This is a genomic window from Nonomuraea sp. NPDC051191, from assembly GCF_044455665.1.
GTDB lineage: Bacteria > Actinomycetota > Actinomycetes > Streptosporangiales > Streptosporangiaceae > Nonomuraea.
Genome location: NZ_JBITEZ010000011.1, coordinates 121,437 through 138,214, shown reverse-complemented (window position 1 = coordinate 138,214; position 16,778 = coordinate 121,437). Strand labels below are relative to the sequence as shown.

The following is a 16,778-nucleotide window of genomic DNA, read 5'->3' as shown; positions in this document are numbered from 1 at the left end:
CCCCCCTCAAAGGGGTACGCCTTTCGGGCCGGGGATCCGTTCAGGCCAGGCGGGCCGGGTCGGCTTCGATCGCGGCCGCCTTCCCGTCCAGGTGCCAGCCCTTCCCGTACGCCGCGGCGAAGGCGTCCTCGCCCAGCGCGGCCCGCCCTCGCCGGGTGAGCTCGCGAATCTGCCGATCGGTGCGGTCGTGCGCGCCGCGCAGCCGGGACGCGGCGCCGAGCAGGACGGCCGACTCGTGGTGCCGTCCGCGCGCCTCGGCGTACGCGGCGGCGTTCACCGCCACCAGCGACAGGATCGGCAGGTCCCGGGTCTCCGACGCCGCCGCGTACGCCTTCTCCAGCGCCTTCTCCGCGCCGGCCAGGTCGCCCGTCTCCAGGCAGAGCGAGGCCCGTGCGCTGCCGACCAGCGTCCGGCTAGGGTTGCTCCGCATGACGCACCACGAGGTCGAGATCAGCGCGGAGCTGGTGCGGGAGCTGCTGCGTGACCAGCATCCCGACCTGGCCGGTTCCCCGGTGCGGCTCGGCGCGAGGGCTGGGACAACCAGCTCTGGCGGCTCGGCGACGACCTCGCCGTCCGGTTGCCCTGGGCGACGCGGGACGCGGACGCGCTGCTGCGCAAGGAGCATGCCTGGCTGCCCGGCCTCGCCCCGCGGCTCCCGCTGCCGGTTCCCGTCCCCCAGCGCCTCGGGGAGCCGTCGCCGCGGTTTCCGCGTCCCTGGATCGTCACCACCTGGGTGCCGGGCGAGCCCGCCGACCGCGCCCCCGTCACGCGCGCCGCGGCGGCCGCCGACGCCCTGGCCGCCTTCCTGACGGCGCTGCACCGGCCCGCACCCGGCGACGCGCCCGCCGGCCGCTTCGGCCGCGGGGCGCCGCCGGCCGGCCGCTCCGCCGAGTTCGCCGAGCAGCTCGCCGAGGCCACCGAGATGGGGCTCGTCCCCGACCCGGACGCCGTCCGCGCCGTCTGGGACGACGCCGTCGCCGCGCCCGGCTGGGCAGGCCCGGCGCTCTGGCTCCACGGCGACCTGCATCCGGCCAACGTCCTCACCGCGGACGGCACCATCTGCGGCGTGATCGACTTCGGCGACCTGTCCGCCGGCGATCCGGCCTGCGACCTCGGGCAAGGCCACGTGGGGCCCACCCGCTCACGCGGCACTACGACGCCTGATCGATGGCCTCTGACGGACACCTACTGTCGAAGGTCGGTCGTCGCGGGACCGGATGGGACGGCGGTGGTTCGAGGCCAGGTCCAGGCGGAGCGCAGCATGAAGGCCAGGAGCAGCACCTCGATCCCGATGGAGAGGCCGTAGAAGGGGGCCCAGTCCCAGGACTCCCCTACCGCGTTGAACACCGAATAGGGGATGTAGAGCGATGCGACGACGAGGTTCGTGGCGCGGTTCACCCGGGCGGGCAGCGTCATGGAGAGCATCACCATCAGGGCCGGGATCGCCACGGACGCGAGCATCATGGTCAACAACGTCGGGCTGGTGTCGAACTCGAAGATGACGCCGGCACGGAGGTTGTCGATGACGCCGGGCTTGTGGAGGTGGAAGTAGTCGACGTAGATGTAGAGGAACATGAAGCTGGTCCATGCGGCGGCGAGCTTGGCGTGCACGGGGACCGGCCGGTTGTCGAGCAGGGTCGGGGTTTTCGTTCGGGTGGTCATCGGTTCTTCTTCCGAGAGGAGCGGTCCCTCCGCCGGACTGGCGGCGGGGATGTACCGAGGCCGCGCCCACCTGGACGAGCACATCGCCTCGACCGGGCAGTGGTAGCCCGGACCTCGGACGACTCGATCGCTGAGGGCAGGCCGTAACGGTGCTGGTCGGCGGCCCGCATCGTCGTCGCCCCGGCCGGACTCGCCTCCGGCGCCAGGCGTGCTCCGGCGCTCGATCGCCGATCGATTCCCACAGAAGCCCCCTCACGTCCGAGCGACGACCCTGGCTGGTTCGTACACCGTACGTCGTACGCTGTACCACAAGTAGTACGCTGTACCATGACCGTGCGATGGACGATTGTCAAGCCGTTCGAGCGAGCGAGAGGAGACCCGTGTCTGCCAGGGAACAACGCCCGGTGGCGTCAGACGCGGCGCTGAGCAGGCAACGGGTGGTGGTCGAGGCGGTCCGGCTCGCCGACCGCGAGGGGGTCGACGGGCTGAGCATGCGCCGGCTGGCCGGCGCGCTCGGCGCGGGCGCGATGTCGCTCTACTACTACGTGGCGAACAAGGAAGAGTTGCTGGACGCCATGATCGACGTCGTGTTCGAGGAGATCGAGCTCCCGCCCGAAGAGACCGACTGGCAGTCCGCGATGCGATGTCGGGCGGTATCCACCCGACAGGTTCTCGCCCGCCACCCATGGGCGATCGGCCTGATGGAGTCGCGGACATCGCCGGGGCCCGCGAACCTCCGCCACCGCGAAGCGGTCACCGCCTGCCTGCGGAAGGCCGGCTTCCCGGTCTTGATGGCGACGCACGCCAACTGGTTGCTCGACAGCTATGTCTACGGTTTCGCCCTGCAGGAAGCCAGCCTGCCGTTCGACACCGCCGATGAGTTCGCGGACATGGCCGAGGACGTCTACCTGCCCCAGCTTCCTCCTGACGAGTTCCCCTACCTCAACGAGTCCGCCGCGGTGCTCGCCGCTGCCGGCTACGACCCGGCGGAGGAGTTCACCTTCGGCCTCGACCTCGTCCTGGCCGCCCTCGAGTCCCTGAGAGTGCCTACGTGAGCCATTTGTAACTGTGCGCTGCGGGAGATCGTCGACGCGATCCGCCACCAGGGACGAACCGTGGTCGTACTGGACACCCAAAGCGTCCACGTCGTGGCTGGCGCCCCCGCCACCACGACCGGCCGGGACGTCGCCAAGAAGGTGCCGGGACGCAAGCGAGGCCTGGCCGTAAGCGTGACCAAGCGCCGGTCGACCACCTCCGGGCAACGACGAAAAGGGCGTCAGCTCACGTAACGTGACAACCTCGGGCTACGACGTCTGCCACGCGTCCCGTGGTCGGTGCTACGCCGAGGCGGCCCGCAGCGTCGTGGCGACGGCCGTCGCGTGGTCGCGGTCGGCCAGGGGCTGACCGCCGTAGACCAAGGGGAAGTGGGTGCCGTACGCGGCCCCCCTGGCGTCGGGGGAGAGGGTATGGCGTACCGACATCGCCGCCTGCCAGCGCGGCCGGATCGCCTCCCGCTCCGCTTCGCCCGGACGGTGATGCCACCGGCAGCTCGGGCAGGCCGGCATGCCGGTCTTGTTGTCGAAGGAGAAGATGTTGCGCCGCTCGGCCGTCGAGGCGTGCGGTAACGCGGATGGGCCGGTCATCCACTCGCCGGTGGCCTCGTCGATCGGGTGGCCGGTCAGCTCCGACTCGTAACCGCGGATGAACTCGGCGAGCGGGGAGTCGCGCCCGATCGGCCCCGTTTCGCCCCGCTCGGCCGCAGCCAGCGCGGCGGCGAGCACCGGCTGGTCGGCCACGCCGGCCAACTCGCACTGGCGGCGGGCCTCGGCGACCGCGGCCCGCCGCTGGAGGTCGGGAGAGGCAAGGTCGATGGCCTCGGCGAGCTTCCGGTTGCAGGCCCGCAGAGCGTGCCGGGCGAGGGGGTCGCCTCGCGGAGGGTCGTTGGGTGGTGGGTCGGTGATGACGCCGCCCAGGAGTGACCCGTCCAGTAACGCGGGGGTGAACAACACTCCGGTGATACGACTTGCCAGGGCGAGGGCCGCGGGAACGGAGCCGGACAGGTATTGGAACTCGTCAGCCGGTTCGGGTTCCAGGCCCAGCTCGCGCAGGTCCTCGTTCAGCGCGTCGGGGTGGCTGCCCCAGCGCTCCTGGGGTGTCTGCGGGCGGAAGGCGGTCCGAATCCGTCCGTCCGCGGCGTGCTGGAAGTCGTGCGATGCCGCGTAGTCGTGGCGCATGACGGAGACGGCCTCACCTCCGTCGCGGGTCAGCTCGCGCAGTGTCGCCGGACGGGTTCCCGCCCAGCCGTCGTACTCGAAGGCGATGATCCAGTCGCCGGCCCGGGTCACCAGCACCATGTCGCAGCAGCCCTCGTTCACCGCCGTGCGCTCGCCGACCTCGTCATCGTCCACGACATGGATGTTGGCGTCGGCGACGCCGAACCGCCGGAGCGTCTCGCGCTCGTCCGGGCCGTGGACGAAGGTGACGGTGTAGATCTCATACCAGTCGTTCTCCCACGCGTAGTCCGCGGGCATGATCCTGCGCATCGCTCTCCTCCTCCGCGATCACGGTGAGTGTGGCAGGCGGCCCCGACAATCGTGTGGGGAGCGGTGCTTCAGGGCAGCACTGCGGGCAGGCCGCGTGAGTTGACCTTCGCGACGATCAGTGCCGGAGCGCCGGACGACGTCTTCACCGCGGCGAGGGCCTGGTCGAGCTCTGCCGCGGTGTCCACGGAGTACGTGGCCTGAACGCCGAGGGACTTGGCGAACGTGACGAAGTCCCATGGGTTGAGCAGGACGTAGGGCTTCGGCGTCACGTTCGGGTCGGTGAAGAAGTCCGAGTCGATGAGGTACTGCTCCAGGCCGTAGATGCCGTTGTCGATGATCACCACGACGGGGTTGCGGTCGTAGCGTACGAACGTGGACAGTGCCTGGGCGGTCATGTGGAAGCCCCCGTCACCGCAGATGATCAGGGGACGCCTGCTCGACCCGAAGGACGCGCCGACGGCGGCGGCCACGGAATGGCCGATGGAGGCCCACACGGCGCTGGTCAGGAACCCGTCGCGGCCCTTGACCGGCAGGCTCGCCGCCGAGGCGCCGCCGAGGAAGGTGTCGGGCATCGCCAGCCATGAGGCGTCCAGGGCGGCACCGACGCGGTCGAACACCTGGGCGTAGGTCAGCGGGCCGGTGGCGACGGGCGGGGACGGGTCGACGGCCGCGGGGACGGGGACCGGCGCCTCCTTCGCCGCCTCCGCCACGAGGGCGGTCACCAGGGCGGTGATGTCGGCGTTCTGCTTGCTCCCGTTCTTGATCTTCACCTTGCCGTCGTAGGCGGTGATGATGTGGCCGGTGTTGTCCCGGATGAACGTGGCGTAGCTGCTGGGGAAGACGCAGCCGAGCATCACGATCAGGTCCGCGTTCCGGACCTCGGGGGGCTGGCAGTTCGGCGGGGCGAAGACTCCGACCCAGCCGGCGTCCTGCTCGGACAGCACCGACTTGGCCAGCACCTGGGCCGACCAGCGGACACCGAGCTTGGTGATCAGGGCGGCGACCTTGTCGGCCAGTCCGTAACGCTGGACCTCGGTGCCCAGCAGGAGCACGGGTTTCGTGGCGGCGCGAACGAGCCCCACGATCGTGGCGGCGAGCTGCTGCTCGGTGCCCGCCGCCGGATTGGTGACGGGCAACGCCCCGGAAGGGGGCGAACAGGCCGCCGTCCAGATGGTCCGATCGATCTCGATGTAGACCGGCCGCTTCTTCCTGACCGCCGTCGAGATCGCGGTGTCGACCAGGGCGGGCACGTCGGCGGCCTGCCCGGCGCGGGCGGCGCTCGCGGTGACCAGCCGGTAGGCGTTGAGGTCTCCGTCGGGCTGGCCGGTCGAGTGCGAGAACAGGACATCCAAGTTCTTCAGGTTGGCCAGGTTCGCGGCGCTCGGGCCGCCGTTCACGACGACGACCGGGCTGCGCTCGACGAACGCGCCGGCGATGGCGTTGATCATGCTGAGCATGCCGACGCCGTTGGCCACCGCGGCGGCGCCGAGGCCCTTCGTACGCGCGTAACCGTCGGCCGCGTAGCCCGCTTCGAGGTCGGTGGCGGTCACGACCGGCGTGATGTGGTGGGCGCCCACCGCGTCGAACAGCGGGGCGCCGTAGGCGGCGGGCACACCGAACAGGGTGTCGACCTGTTGCTGGCTCAGCCGCTCAAGGATGTAGTCGGCAACGGTGAAGGGCACGATGACGCTCCTGGGCATGCCCGCCGTACGGCAGATCGGTCGGAAGGGACAGGCGCGGATCGTCCGGCCGCTTGGGACGCCTACCCGCGCAGCCGGCCGGGCGAACGTGGCTTGACCTTACTCAGGACGGGTGTTTTCACAGGTCAAGGCGTCCATGTGCGGCACGGCCGGACGTCGTCGCCGCCTGGGGAAACAGTCGTCCAGAGGCCGGTCAAGCGTTGGGATCGGGGGAAGAGCCGCACTGCCGCGCGGGTATGCGTACCGATGGCCAAGCGTCTGATCACCGGAGCCGGACATGCTGCTGGACGAGCGTGGAGTGAGCACCCCTTCCCATCTGCCCACTCCGGACTTCACCTTCGACCCCCATCAACCGGGTGCGTGCGTCGCGGGTCTGAGGCCGTACCGCAAGAAGTCCTATCGGCTCGACAAAGAGGTGCTGGGCGACAAGTTCGTCATTCACAACTACGGCCACGGCGGTGGAGGCATCACGCTGAGCTGGGGCTGCGCCGCCAAGGTGCGGGACATGGTCCTCAAACGCCAGGCCGAGACCGGGATCGTCGAAAGGGAGATCGCGGTGATCGGCGCAGGCGTCATGGGAATGACCGCCGCGACGCTGCTGCTCGACCTCGGACTGAACGTCACGATCTATTCCGACCGCACGCCGGTCGAGACCACGTCGTACAAGGCCGGCGGCCAATGGGCGGCGTCGATCCTGGAGTATTCCAAGGACTTCGCCAAGGTGCAGGAGTTCCAGTCCATCCTCAGGACCGCCTACACCATGTTCAAGGCCGGCATCGGCAAGGGCTTCGGCGTCTCCGAGGTCGACAACTACAGCGTCGGCCCCACCTCGGGCATCGACGTGGTGCACGACCTCGTGCCGGGACTGCTGCCGCCGCGCGAATATCTCCCGCGCCTGCCGTTCGAAGGGCACAACACCTCCGGATACAGGTACCGGACGTTGCTCGTCGAACCGCCGATCTTCATTCCCCGGCTGGAACGTGACCTGAGGGCGCGCGGCGTCACGTTCGTGAGCCGGAGATTCATCAACAGCACGGACGTGCTCACGTCCCTGACGCAGAAGGTCGTCGTCAACTGCACCGGGCTCGGCGCGAAGGACTTGTGGAACGACAACGACATGATCTCGTACAGAGGACAGCTCGCGATGTTGCGGCCGCAGATGAACCTGGAATACCTGTACGGGCAGAACGGGTACCTGTTCCCGCGCCATGACCACGTCGTCATCGGGGGCACCGTCGAGGAAACCGACCAGGAAGTGTTCGACCCCGAGAGATGCAGAGGACTGGTCGAGTACATGGCCGGCGTGTTCGGCCAGACGCCCGCGGTGCCGATGCCGGACTTCCACGTTCACCATCCGCGCAACGAGCGCCTGGTCGATCCGAGACTGTCGATCGCCGATTGACGCCGGGGCCCGAACGCGGCGGCCTTCGGGAATGTCAACAACCACAGGAAGTGACGAGGCTTCAATGACTCAGACGATTCAGGGGTTCAGCGTCCAGGCCAAATGTCTTGACCAGGACGGCAAGCCCTGGCATTTGCCCAAGGGGGATGACACGGCCGAGAAGGGGGAAAGAGTGACCCTGCACATCACTGCCCGCCTCCTCAACTCGTCGCAGCCGTCCACGGACCTGGCGATGATCGAGTGCGAGATACTTTCCGGATTCACGCCCGTCACGGACTCGCTCGACGCCCTCGTCGCAGGGGGCCTCGTCACCTTGTACGACATAGATGAAACAGATCAGGTGAACCAGCGACTGGACCTCTACCTCAAGGAGGTCGGTAGCACCCCCACCGAGATCGCCTTCCAGATCGAATGCAAACACGCGGTCCACGACCTGGAACCGTCGACGATCGAACTCTCCGACTCCTACGACCCCGACAGCAGCGTCTCCACCATGTATCCCAGGGTCAAGGAATGACGAGCCGGTCGTCGATGGCGGCGATGGGGACGGTGGCTTCGTAGCGGGCCGCGCCGGCACGGTGCTGGAGCTGGGGGCCTTGCGGGTGTTGGGAGCGCGGATGAAGGCCGATGATGACGGACCGCTTCACCAGGAAGCACCAGTCGGTTGGGCCGCGCGCCGCCAGGCGGCGTTGCGGAGCAGGCGTAGCCCGTTGAGGCCGACGATGACGGTGGAGCCCTCGTGACCGGCCACGCCCAGCGGCAGCGGCAGGTCGCCGAACAGGTCCCAGGTGACCAGCACGGCGATGAAGGTGAAGGCGATGACGAGGTTGGCCACGACCAGGCGGCGGGCGCGCCGGGCCAGGGCGATCACGGCGGGCACGGTGGCCAGCTCGTCGCGGGTGATGACCGCGTCCGCGGTGTCGAGCGCCAGGTCCGATCCGGTGCGGCCCATGGCGATGCCCGCGTGCGCTCCGGCCAGCGCGGGCGCGTCGTTGACGCCGTCGCCGACCAGGGCCACCCGCGCGCCTCGCGCCTGCAGCCCCTGGACGGCCGTCACCTTGTCGGCCGGTAGCAGGTCGGCGCGCACGTCGGTGATGCCCGCCTGGGCGGCGAGGCGGCGGGCGGCGCGCGGGTTGTCGCCGGTCAGCAGCACCGGCGCGGCCCTGGTCAGTGCCGTCAGGTGGGCGACGGTCTCACCTGCGCCGGGCCGCATCCGGTCGGCCAGGGCCAGGAAGCCGGCCACCTCGCCGTCCACCCGGACCACGACCACGGTGTGCCCGCCTTCCTGAAGGTCGGCGACGAGCCGCGCGGCCGAGGCGTCGTTCACGTCCCCGTCGTTGCCCGGCAGGTGAGCCGGACGGGCCACCTCCACCAGCAGGCCGTCGACGCGGGCCCGCACGCCGCGCCCCGGCTCGGAGTCGAACTCCTGGGCGTGGGCCGGCGCCAGGCCGTCCGCGCGGGCGGCCTGGACGACGGCGCGGCCGAGCGGGTGTTCGGAGCCCTGCTCGGCGGCGGCGGCCAGCGCGAGCAGACGCCGCTCGCCCAGCCCGGCCCCCGGCAGGACGTGCACGCCGGCCAGGTGCGGACGGCCCTCGGTCAGGGTGCCGGTCTTGTCGAAGGCGACCTGGGTCACCGTGCCCAGCTGTTCCATCACCACGGCTGACTTGACCAGCACGCCGTGCCGGCTCGCGTTGGCCATGGCGGCCAGCAGCGGCGGCATGGTGGCCAGCACCACCGCGCACGGCGAGGCGACGATCATGAACGTCATCGCCCGCAGCAGGGCGTCCTGCAGCGCTACTCCCCAGGCCAGCGGGAGGACGAAGAGCGCCGCCGTGGCCGCGACCATGACGACGGAGTAGCGCTGCTCGATCTTCTCGATGAACAGCTGGGTGCGTGCCTTGGTGGCGCCGGCCTGCTCCACCATGGCCACGATCCGGGCGATCACGGTCTCGGCCGCCGGGCGCGTCACGCGCACCCGCAGCACGCCGGTGCCGTTGACCGTGCCGGCGAACACCTCGTCGCCCATGCTCTTGTCGGCCGGCACGCTCTCGCCGGTGATGCCGGCCTGATCAACTGCACTGGCTCCGGCGGTGACGTGGCCGTCTGCGCCGATCCGCTCGCCGGGCCGTACCAGGATCACCTCGCCGACCGCCAGGTCGGCGGTGGCGACCCGCTCCTCGTCATCTGCCTCGGACAGGCGGGTGGCCTGCTCGGGGGCCAGGCCCAGCAGGCCGCGCACGGCGTCCTGGGTGCGCTTGGTGGCCAGCGCCTCCAGCGCCCCGGAGGTGGCGAAGATGACGATCAGCAGCGCGCCGTCGAAGACCTGCCCGATGGCGGCCGCGCCGATCGCGGCGACCACCATGAGCAGGTCGACGTCCAGGGTCTTGTCGCGCAGCGCCTTGAGCCCTGACAGGCCCGGCTCCCAGCCTCCTGCGGCGTAGCAGGTGAGGTACAGGCCCCACCACAGCCACGAGGGCGCGCCGGACAGCTGGCAGATGCCGCCGGCGGCGAACAGCAGGGTGGCGGCCGTGGCCCAGCGCACCTCGGGCAACGACCACGTTCCGGCTTGCCAGGCCGACCTGGCCTGCGCCTGGGCGGCGTCACCGGCCTCAGGTACGGGGGAGGTTCTCACGTCGGTTGACACCATGGCAGCATATATGCGCAGTCACGCAGATGCGCAACTAGTGGGATCTCGGGATATGCTGACGGCCATGCACACGTCGCTGCCCGACTTCGACATGCCGAACGAGGAACAGGTGCACCTGGCCGCCGAGTCCTTCCGGCTGCTGTCCGACCCCACCCGGATCAAGATCTTGTGGGCATTGCTGCAGGGCGAGTCCAACGTCGCCTGCCTGGCCGAGCTCGCCGACGCCGCGCCCACCGCGGTCAGCCAGCACCTGGCCAAGCTCCGCCTGGCCGGCCTGGTCAAGGGGCGTCGTGAGGGTACCTTCGTCTACTACAGCGCCGCCGACGAGCACGTACGCCGGCTGCTGACCCAGGGCCTGTTCCACGCCGACCACATCGACCGCGGCGAGGACCCCTCCATCAGCGGACCGCGGCGGGCATGACGGTCTCGGCGTACGGCGCGGCCCACACGGTCAGGTGGGAGATCGACTGACCGCCTGGCGACGTCCGGGGACGCGGCCGGCCGCGTGTGCGGATCCTCGGCCGGTCCCGCCCGCCAGGCGGCGCCGGACCCTCTTCGATCCTCAGGAGAACGACATGCGCCTGCGACTCGGCCGCGGTCCCCGGAGGGTCCGCCGCGTCAGGCGGTCACCGGAATGCACAACGCGTAGACGTGCAGCGTCCCCGCATTGAGGTTGTTGCGCGCCGCTGCCGACCAGCCGTTCCCGCTCGGGACGCTGCTGATGAGCACGGCTCCCGGCGGGTAGGGGTCCAAAGACGCACCCCCGCCGCTGACCGCGGTGTCGGCCGGACACTCGACGGAGACGGTCGGATCCCTGACCGTCAGTGTCGAGATCTCCCGGGTCACGACGACGGGCGCCTCGACCGCTCAGGGCGGACCGGGCGGACCGGGCGGGCCGGGGCGTCCCGGTGGGCAGGCGTGCGGGCAGGGGCCCTTGCCTCCGCCGTCACCGTCACCGTCACCGTCGCCGCCGGTCGCCGCCTGAGCCGTCGACGCGGCTCCCATCAGCGGCGCCGCCGCCAGCACCGGTACGGCGGCACGCCGTAGAAGGGCTGTGCGTTTCATCGTGTCCTCCGTGAGCTGTTCGGCTTCTGGCGCTCGCTGCACAGCAAGTGCCAAGAAGAAGTGATGCGGTCGAGGGCGGCCTCGCGGATGGTGCGGCAGGCGGCGTGTCACGACGCGCCAGAGACCGCTCCGCGAAAGTGGCCACCTTGTCTGATCGATACCGTATGACTCAATCCGGACGATTATCACGGAGAGTGACGGAACGTGGACGTACATGGCGAGCGTGTGACGAGCCGATGGAGTCAGTCGAACCGGTCCCGCGGCTTCTGACGCGGGATCGCTGACGGCCGGCGTCCCGGAAAAATCTTCGAAGAGATCGGTGGGGCGGTGTCGGATCGGGGCGGTGGTGTTCGTAGCAGGGGTGAGGCCGCCCGCGAGGGGCGGCGCCACGGCGGAGGAATCGCGGTCATGAAGCTGACGACCATGACTCAGGTCACCATCGACGGAGTGATGCAGGGCAACGGCGGCGCGTCGGAGGAGGACCGCAGGAACGGGTTCGACCGCGGCGGATGGGCCGCAGGTGCACGGCAGCGGCACCCTGGTCCGGTGGCTGCTGGCGAACGATCTGGTCGACGAGTTGACTCTGATCGTCGTCCCGGTGATCCTCGGCCAGGGCGCTCGCCTGTTCCCCGGACGCCGGCCCGGATCTCGCGCTCGACCTGGTCGAGTCGCGGGTCGACGGCAACGGCGTGACGATCCAGGTGTTCCGGCCGGCCGGGCGCCCGCAGTACCCGACCCCGTGAAGTCCCCGATCGGCACGCGACAGGAGAGGATCCTCAGATGCAGTACCTGATGTCCGTGATTCACGACAAGAGCACCTTGGCCACCCCGGAGGAGGACGCGGCGATCGACGTCTTCAACGACCGGCTCCGGACCGAGGGCCACTGGGTCTTCGCCGGCGGCCTGGCCTCACCCGACACGGCCACCGTCATCGACAACCGCGGTGGGGAGGCGATGGTCACCGATGGGCCCTTTCTGGAGTCCAAGGAGTACCTCGCCGGCTTCTGGATCATCGAGGCGGCCGACCTCGACGTGGCGCTCAAGCTGGCCGCCGCCGGGTCGAAGGCCTGCAACCGGAAGGTCGAGGTGCGACCGTTCCTGTGAACGGCATCGACGTCCGCGAGGCGATCGTCCGGGCCCACCACGAGGAGTGGGCCCGGGTGGTCGCCTCCCTGGCCAGGCGCTTCGGTGACCTCGACGTCGCCGAGGAGGCGGCAGCCGAGGCGTTCGCGACCGCCGTCCAGCGCTGGCCGGACGACGGCGTACCGCCCAATCCGGGCGCCTGGCTGACCACCACCGCCACCCACAAGGCCATCGACCGCGTCCGGCGCGAGAACAAGCGCGACGACAAGCAGAAGGAGGCTCGAATGGTGTACGACGACGCTCCGCCCGAGCCTACGGGCGCGATCGACGACGACCGGCTCCGGCTGATCTTCACCTGCTGTCACCCGGCGCTGGCGATGGAGACGCGGGTGGCGCTCACGCTGCGCATGGTCGCGGGCCTGACCATGCCCGAGATCGCCCGCGCCTTCCTGGTGGCCGAGAGCGCCATGGGGCAGCGGATCACCCGAGCGAAGGCCAAGATCAAGGCCGCGCGCATCCCGTATCGGGTGCCGTCCGCCGAGGACCTCCCGGCGCGGGTCTCGGGCGTGCTGGCCGTGCTGTTCCTCGTCTTCAACGAGGGCTACCTGGCCACCGGCGCCGGCAGCGATCCCGTCCGGCACGAGCTGACCGCCGAGGCGATCCGGCTCACGCGCCTGATCCGTGCCCTCCTGCCCGGCGACGGCGAGGTGGCCGGGCTGCTGGCGCTGATGCTGCTCACCGAGGCCCGCCGTCCCGCCCGGGTCTCGTCCGGCGGCGAACTGGTCGCTCTCGACGAGCAGGACCGTGGCGTCTGGGACGCCGCGCTGATCGCCGAAGGGCACCGGCTGGTACGCGAACGCCTCGCCGCTGCCGCCGCCGGGGTGGCTCCGGGGCGCTACCAGATCCTCGCGGCGATCAACGCCGTGCACACCTCCGCCCGCGACATGCGCGACACCGACTGGTCGCAGGTCCTGGCCCTCTACGACCAGCTCGTCCGCCTCGACCCCTCGCCGGTCATCGCGCTCAACCGGGCCGTCGCGGTCGCCGAACTCGACGGCCCGGACGTGGCGCTGGCGGCCGTCGACCGTCTCGGGGAGAGGTTGGCCGGTTACCACGCCTACCACGCCACCCGCGCCGACCTGCTGCGGCGCCTGGGCCGCGACCGTGACGCGCGCGCGGCCTACGACAAGGCGATCGAACTGGCGGGCAACACCGCCGAGACCGCGTCCCTGACCCGCCGCCGCGACCGACTGCGGTAAAGCGGGACGCAGTGGCGTTGCCACGGCCGAAAGTGCGGGGCTGCGGCAGGTGGTCAGGCGACCGGGGTCCAGACGAACCGGCCGTCGGGGCGGGGTTCGGCGCGTCCGAAGGTCACGTCCGCGAAGTGGCCGCCGTAGCCGATCGTGTCCGGACGGCTCAGTTCCTCGACCAGGCGGCGGCGGTGCCCGGCGGACTCGGCGGGGTCGTGGTCGATCCCGCAGGACCATTCGGGGTGGGTGACCTGGACCGGCGCGTGCAGGGCGTCGCCGAACACGATGAGCCGCCGGTCGCCGCCCGTGATGGTGTAGGTGGTGTGCCCGATCGTGTGTCCGGGCGCGAACGAGGCGTGGACGCCGGGGAAGATGTTCTCGCCGTCCTCGATCGTGCGGACGCGGGGTTCCAAGACGGCGAGCCGCGGCTCGCCGGCGAGGTCGCGCCCCTCCCACTCGGGCGCGGCGACGAGATGCGCGGCGTGGGCGAAGGGCGGTGCGTCCTCGCCGGGGGCGGTGCTCCAGGCCCAGCCGAGGTGGTCGGAGTGCAGGTGGGTGATGGCGACGGCCTCGATCTGCTCCGGCGTACGGCCCAGTCGCCGCAGGTTGTCCAGCAGTTGGCCGCCGTACAGCTTGCCGAGCAGCGGGTTGGCCGGGTCGTCCGGATGGGATTCGGGGCCGAACCCGGTGTCGATGAGCAGCGCCCGGTCGCCTCGCTCGACCAGCAGGCCGCCGATCCCGGCGACCAGGTTGCCGTCGTCGTCGAGGTGGTCGCGATGGGCGGCCCAGTCGGCGTCGGTGGCGGCGGGCAGCCAGCCGCGAGGCTTGAGCCGTACCAGTCCGTCGGGGACATGGGTGATCGTCAGGTCACCCAGTTGGACGGAGCGGACGCGGGGCGCGCGGCTCAGGCGCGTGCGGTCGAAAGCGGTCGTCGTGGCCATGATGCCTGCCTCGTGCTCGAAGGAGGCGCCGCCGGGACGGTGGCGCCTGCCGAACGTTACAGCTAGAACCATTCGAATTGCAATCATTCGAGTTGCAGTAGACTGAGGACGTGACCGACGAGCACGAGACCCAGGTTCAGGCCGACCGCGAGCTCTGTGGCCTGATCAACGGCCTGGCCAAACAGATCGAGGCGCACGTCCGGACCCGCGCGGCCACCCTCGGCCTGACCGCCTCGCAAGGCGTCGCGATGCGCGAGCTGACCGGCCCCATGACCTTGCGCGAGCTCGCCGAACGGATGAGCTGCGAGCCCTCCAACGCCACCTTCGTCGCCGACCGTCTTGAGGAACAGGGCTACCTCGAACGCCATCCCCACCCGGGCAACCGTCGCGCCAAGCATCTCGTCCTGACGCCGGCGGGCACCGAACTGCGCGAGCGCCTGCTGGAGCTGCTGTCCAGTGACTCCCCGCTGGCTCCGCTCTCCTCCGAGGAGCAGGGCGCCCTGCAGCGCCTCCTCGTCCGCGCCGTCGTCCGCTGACCCGCGTCAAGGGGACGGGCTCGGCGCGTTGCCATGCTCCACGCATGTTCCGCGAGGCCCGGCTCGACGATTTCGAGCACATCGTCCGCCTCTACCGGCAACCGCAGCCGGATGACCCGGCTCTCAAGGACGGGTCCGACGCCGTGGTCTTCCGCCAGATCCTGGAATCTCCCGCGGACTGGGCAAGCAGCTCATGGCCGGCACCCTGCGGGCCGCATCGGACGCGGGCTGCTACAAGGCGATGCTGATGACCGGCTCCCGCAGCCCTGCGACCCACGCCTTCTACCGCGCCTGCGGCTTCTCCGGCGACGCCAAGCAGGCGTACGTGGCCCGCCCCTCCTGACGTCGAGCGCCCCGAACGCCCACCGGACGTCGGGTATCCCGGCCATCCCCGCTCGCCTCCTTCTGGCACCACTCCTCGCCGATGCCTCCCCACACCGGCCACGCACCCGTCTGGGGGTGCCGAGCAGGCCATGCGACGCTGCTGCCGTACCGCGGGCGGATCTCCACGCTCTCCGCCGTGGTCTGCATGGGACCGGTCGACTGGTACCTGCGCGCCGCCCCGAGTGATGTGCGGGTCGAAGGCCCAGCCCTCGGTCCTCGGCACCTCAAGGGGAGCGCCCGGGTAGGGGCGTAGACGGTGGAGGTCCATTCGCCGGCGTTGCCCGCCATGTCCAGGACGCCGAACGGACCGGCCCCCTCGGGGAACGAGCCGACCGGCGTGGTCGTGCCGATGCCCAGGTCCACGAGATTGGCCAGCCCGGTACGGTACTCCTCACCCCAGGGGAACTCACGGTCGTCGTCGCCCCGGGCGGCGCTCCCATTCGTCCTCGGTCGGCAGGCGCACCTCGACGCCGCCGAGCCGCTCCTCCAGCCACCGGCAACAGTCCGTCGCCTCCTGCCAGGTGACACCGATGACCGGCAGGCCGGCGCCTGCGGCACCGGCCTGCCGGTGGCCCGCGCGAAGAGCGTCCATTGCTCGACGGTCACAAGGATGGGGCGACCCGCAAGCCCGGGACGTGGATCTCGGCGCGCGGGGCCTCCTTCCGGTACCACTCCACCGGCACCCCGGTGTCGGCGTAGCGGCGCGCGACCTCCTCCACATCTTCGGCGGGCGTGCCCCGCCGCAACGTTCAGGCCGGGATCTCGACCCAGTCCACCGGTTCCACGCCCATGACGCCGCCACAACTGTCCATCGAAGAGACACCATGATCGCGCCTATGGCTCGGGCACCGCGCACACCGGCTGCGGGCTGGAGCACGGCCGCTTCCTCCCCGACGTCACCCTGACACGTCGCATGAGGGGCCGTGCTCGTCACGCCACCGCTTGGTGGCGACGCCCGCCATGACCACCGATACGACGTCTTCGGCAAGTTCTGGCGTGATGGGCAGGTGCTCGAAGAGCACGCGGTAGCACGTGGTCGACGCCAGCATATCCAGCAGAAGATCGATGTCCGCGTCGGGTCGGACGTCACCCCGGTCGATGCCGCGACGCAGCGCTTCGGCAGTGGTGGCGCGGCGCGGATGGAAGAAGGTGTCCATGAACTCCTTCTCCAGCCGGGGGTCGTCGGCGAGGTCCGCGACGAGCCCCGGCAGTGCTCTTCGGCCCACGGTGCTGGTGAAGGCCTCGCTGAGGGTGCCGATACCGGCGATGAGGTCGCAGTGGGTGCAGCCGGTGTCGGGGGTCGGCGTGGTGCCGATGGTCTGGGCCAGAGCCGACACGACCAGGTGCTGGCGGGAGCGCCAGCGGCGACGCAGCGCGGGTTTGCTCGTACCGGCGCGGGCGGCCACCGCCTCCAGCGTGAGGTTGCCGTAACCGACCTCGTTGAGGATCTCCATCACCGCTTCGGGCACGGCCTCGTCGATCCGGGTGTCCCGCGGCCTGCCGGAGGCTTGGCGGGCCCCGGCTTTCGCGGAGGACCTCGACGGCCTGGGCGCCTACGGGTGGGG

18 protein-coding genes and 2 pseudogenes are annotated in these 16,778 nt (G+C 70.6%); 10 read left to right on the top strand and 10 right to left on the bottom strand.

Translation table 11 applies throughout. The features are described from left to right. Nucleotides 1-40: 40 nt before the first annotated feature. A complete protein-coding gene (locus ACIA8R_RS30630; protein WP_397041567.1) occupies nucleotides 41-430 on the bottom strand; it encodes a hypothetical protein in 390 nt (129 codons plus the stop codon). Between the two features lie 147 nt (nucleotides 431-577). Here ACIA8R_RS30630 and ACIA8R_RS30625 point away from each other — a divergent pair. Beyond that, nucleotides 578-1,060 (top strand): annotated as a pseudogene (locus ACIA8R_RS30625) (phosphotransferase); the annotation flags it as partial. A gap of 125 nt (nucleotides 1,061-1,185) precedes the next feature. On the opposite strand, the gene ACIA8R_RS30620 reads toward ACIA8R_RS30625, so the two are convergent. Then, nucleotides 1,186-1,662: a DUF6326 family protein gene (locus ACIA8R_RS30620; protein ID WP_397041566.1), complete on the bottom strand. Its 477-nt coding sequence runs from the start codon at nucleotides 1,660-1,662 to the stop codon at nucleotides 1,186-1,188. Nucleotides 1,663-2,066: 404 nt separating this feature from the next. Here ACIA8R_RS30620 and ACIA8R_RS30615 point away from each other — a divergent pair, with 404 nt between their 5' ends. After that, entirely contained in the window at nucleotides 2,067-2,717 is a 651-nt protein-coding gene (locus ACIA8R_RS30615) for a TetR/AcrR family transcriptional regulator C-terminal domain-containing protein (RefSeq protein WP_364093187.1), read from the top strand. A gap of 282 nt (nucleotides 2,718-2,999) precedes the next feature. Here ACIA8R_RS30615 and ACIA8R_RS30610 read toward each other — a convergent pair whose 3' ends face one another. Together ACIA8R_RS30610 and ACIA8R_RS30605 are read right to left on the bottom strand one after the other, a co-directional pair. Beyond that, nucleotides 3,000-4,205: a DUF6461 domain-containing protein gene (locus tag ACIA8R_RS30610; protein ID WP_397041565.1), complete on the bottom strand. Its 1,206-nt coding sequence runs from the start codon at nucleotides 4,203-4,205 to the stop codon at nucleotides 3,000-3,002. A 68-nt stretch (nucleotides 4,206-4,273) separates the two neighbouring features. Further along, complete coding sequence (locus ACIA8R_RS30605; RefSeq protein WP_364093193.1) at nucleotides 4,274-5,887, bottom strand: thiamine pyrophosphate-dependent enzyme; 1,614 nt, start codon at nucleotides 5,885-5,887, stop codon at nucleotides 4,274-4,276. Between the two features lie 295 nt (nucleotides 5,888-6,182). Between ACIA8R_RS30605 and ACIA8R_RS30600 the strand changes: the two genes are divergently transcribed. Together ACIA8R_RS30600 and ACIA8R_RS30595 are read left to right on the top strand one after the other, a co-directional pair. Further along, entirely contained in the window at nucleotides 6,183-7,307 is a 1,125-nt protein-coding gene (locus ACIA8R_RS30600) for an FAD-dependent oxidoreductase (protein WP_364093196.1), read from the top strand. Nucleotides 7,308-7,371: 64 nt separating this feature from the next. Further along, a complete protein-coding gene (locus tag ACIA8R_RS30595; RefSeq protein ID WP_397041564.1) occupies nucleotides 7,372-7,824 on the top strand; it encodes a hypothetical protein in 453 nt (150 codons plus the stop codon). Here ACIA8R_RS30595 and ACIA8R_RS30590 read toward each other — a convergent pair. Both ACIA8R_RS30590 and ACIA8R_RS30585 read right to left on the bottom strand, forming a co-directional pair. After that, nucleotides 7,814-7,954, bottom strand: a complete 141-nt coding sequence (locus tag ACIA8R_RS30590; protein ID WP_364093203.1) for a hypothetical protein — start codon at nucleotides 7,952-7,954, stop codon at nucleotides 7,814-7,816. The two genes, ACIA8R_RS30595 and ACIA8R_RS30590, sit on opposite strands and share 11 nt — an antisense overlap. Beyond that, nucleotides 7,951-9,939, bottom strand: a complete 1,989-nt coding sequence (locus tag ACIA8R_RS30585) for a heavy metal translocating P-type ATPase (RefSeq protein ID WP_397041563.1) — start codon at nucleotides 9,937-9,939, stop codon at nucleotides 7,951-7,953. Before ACIA8R_RS30585 ends, ACIA8R_RS30590 begins: the two co-directional genes overlap by 4 nt. Nucleotides 9,940-10,018: 79 nt before the next feature. Between ACIA8R_RS30585 and ACIA8R_RS30580 the strand changes: the two genes are divergently transcribed. Then, nucleotides 10,019-10,375: a metalloregulator ArsR/SmtB family transcription factor gene (locus tag ACIA8R_RS30580; protein WP_364093209.1), complete on the top strand. Its 357-nt coding sequence runs from the start codon at nucleotides 10,019-10,021 to the stop codon at nucleotides 10,373-10,375. Nucleotides 10,376-10,572: 197 nt separating this feature from the next. Here ACIA8R_RS30580 and ACIA8R_RS30575 read toward each other — a convergent pair whose 3' ends face one another. Beyond that, a complete protein-coding gene (locus ACIA8R_RS30575) occupies nucleotides 10,573-10,800 on the bottom strand; it encodes a hypothetical protein (protein WP_364093213.1) in 228 nt (75 codons plus the stop codon). 739 nt (nucleotides 10,801-11,539) lie between these two features. Between ACIA8R_RS30575 and ACIA8R_RS30570 the strand changes: the two genes are divergently transcribed. Genes ACIA8R_RS30570 through ACIA8R_RS30560 form a run of 3 tightly spaced genes read left to right on the top strand, consistent with a single transcriptional unit; the run spans nucleotide 11,540 to nucleotide 13,361 of the window. After that, nucleotides 11,540-11,812 (top strand): dihydrofolate reductase family protein, encoded by a 273-nt coding sequence (locus tag ACIA8R_RS30570; RefSeq protein ID WP_397041562.1) that lies wholly within the window; start codon nucleotides 11,540-11,542, stop codon nucleotides 11,810-11,812. After that, nucleotides 11,800-12,123 carry a YciI family protein gene (locus ACIA8R_RS30565; RefSeq protein WP_357702005.1) on the top strand — a complete coding sequence of 108 codons (324 nt, stop codon included), beginning with the start codon at nucleotides 11,800-11,802 and terminating at the stop codon, nucleotides 12,121-12,123. Before ACIA8R_RS30570 ends, ACIA8R_RS30565 begins: the two co-directional genes overlap by 13 nt. Continuing rightward, the gene (locus ACIA8R_RS30560) at nucleotides 12,120-13,361 is read left to right on the top strand and encodes an RNA polymerase sigma factor (protein ID WP_397041561.1); all 1,242 of its coding nucleotides are present in this window, start codon (nucleotides 12,120-12,122) and stop codon (nucleotides 13,359-13,361) included. Before ACIA8R_RS30565 ends, ACIA8R_RS30560 begins: the two co-directional genes overlap by 4 nt. 53 nt (nucleotides 13,362-13,414) lie before the next feature. On the opposite strand, the gene ACIA8R_RS30555 is transcribed toward ACIA8R_RS30560, so the two are convergent. Next, nucleotides 13,415-14,365, bottom strand: coding sequence for an MBL fold metallo-hydrolase (locus tag ACIA8R_RS30555; RefSeq protein ID WP_397041560.1), 951 nt, complete (start codon nucleotides 14,363-14,365; stop codon nucleotides 13,415-13,417). Nucleotides 14,366-14,403: 38 nt separating this feature from the next. Between ACIA8R_RS30555 and ACIA8R_RS30550 the strand changes: the two genes are divergently transcribed. Beyond that, nucleotides 14,404-14,829, top strand: coding sequence for a MarR family transcriptional regulator (locus ACIA8R_RS30550; protein WP_357702011.1), 426 nt, complete (start codon nucleotides 14,404-14,406; stop codon nucleotides 14,827-14,829). A 166-nt stretch (nucleotides 14,830-14,995) separates the two neighbouring features. Further along, nucleotides 14,996-15,172 (top strand): GNAT family N-acetyltransferase, encoded by a 177-nt coding sequence (locus tag ACIA8R_RS30545; protein WP_397041731.1) that lies wholly within the window; start codon nucleotides 14,996-14,998, stop codon nucleotides 15,170-15,172. Here ACIA8R_RS30545 and ACIA8R_RS30540 read toward each other — a convergent pair. Next, a pseudogene (locus tag ACIA8R_RS30540) lies at nucleotides 15,112-15,805 on the bottom strand (formylglycine-generating enzyme family protein). The gene ACIA8R_RS30545 and the pseudogene ACIA8R_RS30540 overlap by 61 nt on opposite strands. Nucleotides 15,806-16,109: 304 nt before the next feature. Next, entirely contained in the window at nucleotides 16,110-16,682 is a 573-nt protein-coding gene (locus tag ACIA8R_RS30535) for a TetR/AcrR family transcriptional regulator (protein WP_397041559.1), read from the bottom strand. Nucleotides 16,683-16,778: the final 96 nt, after the last annotated feature.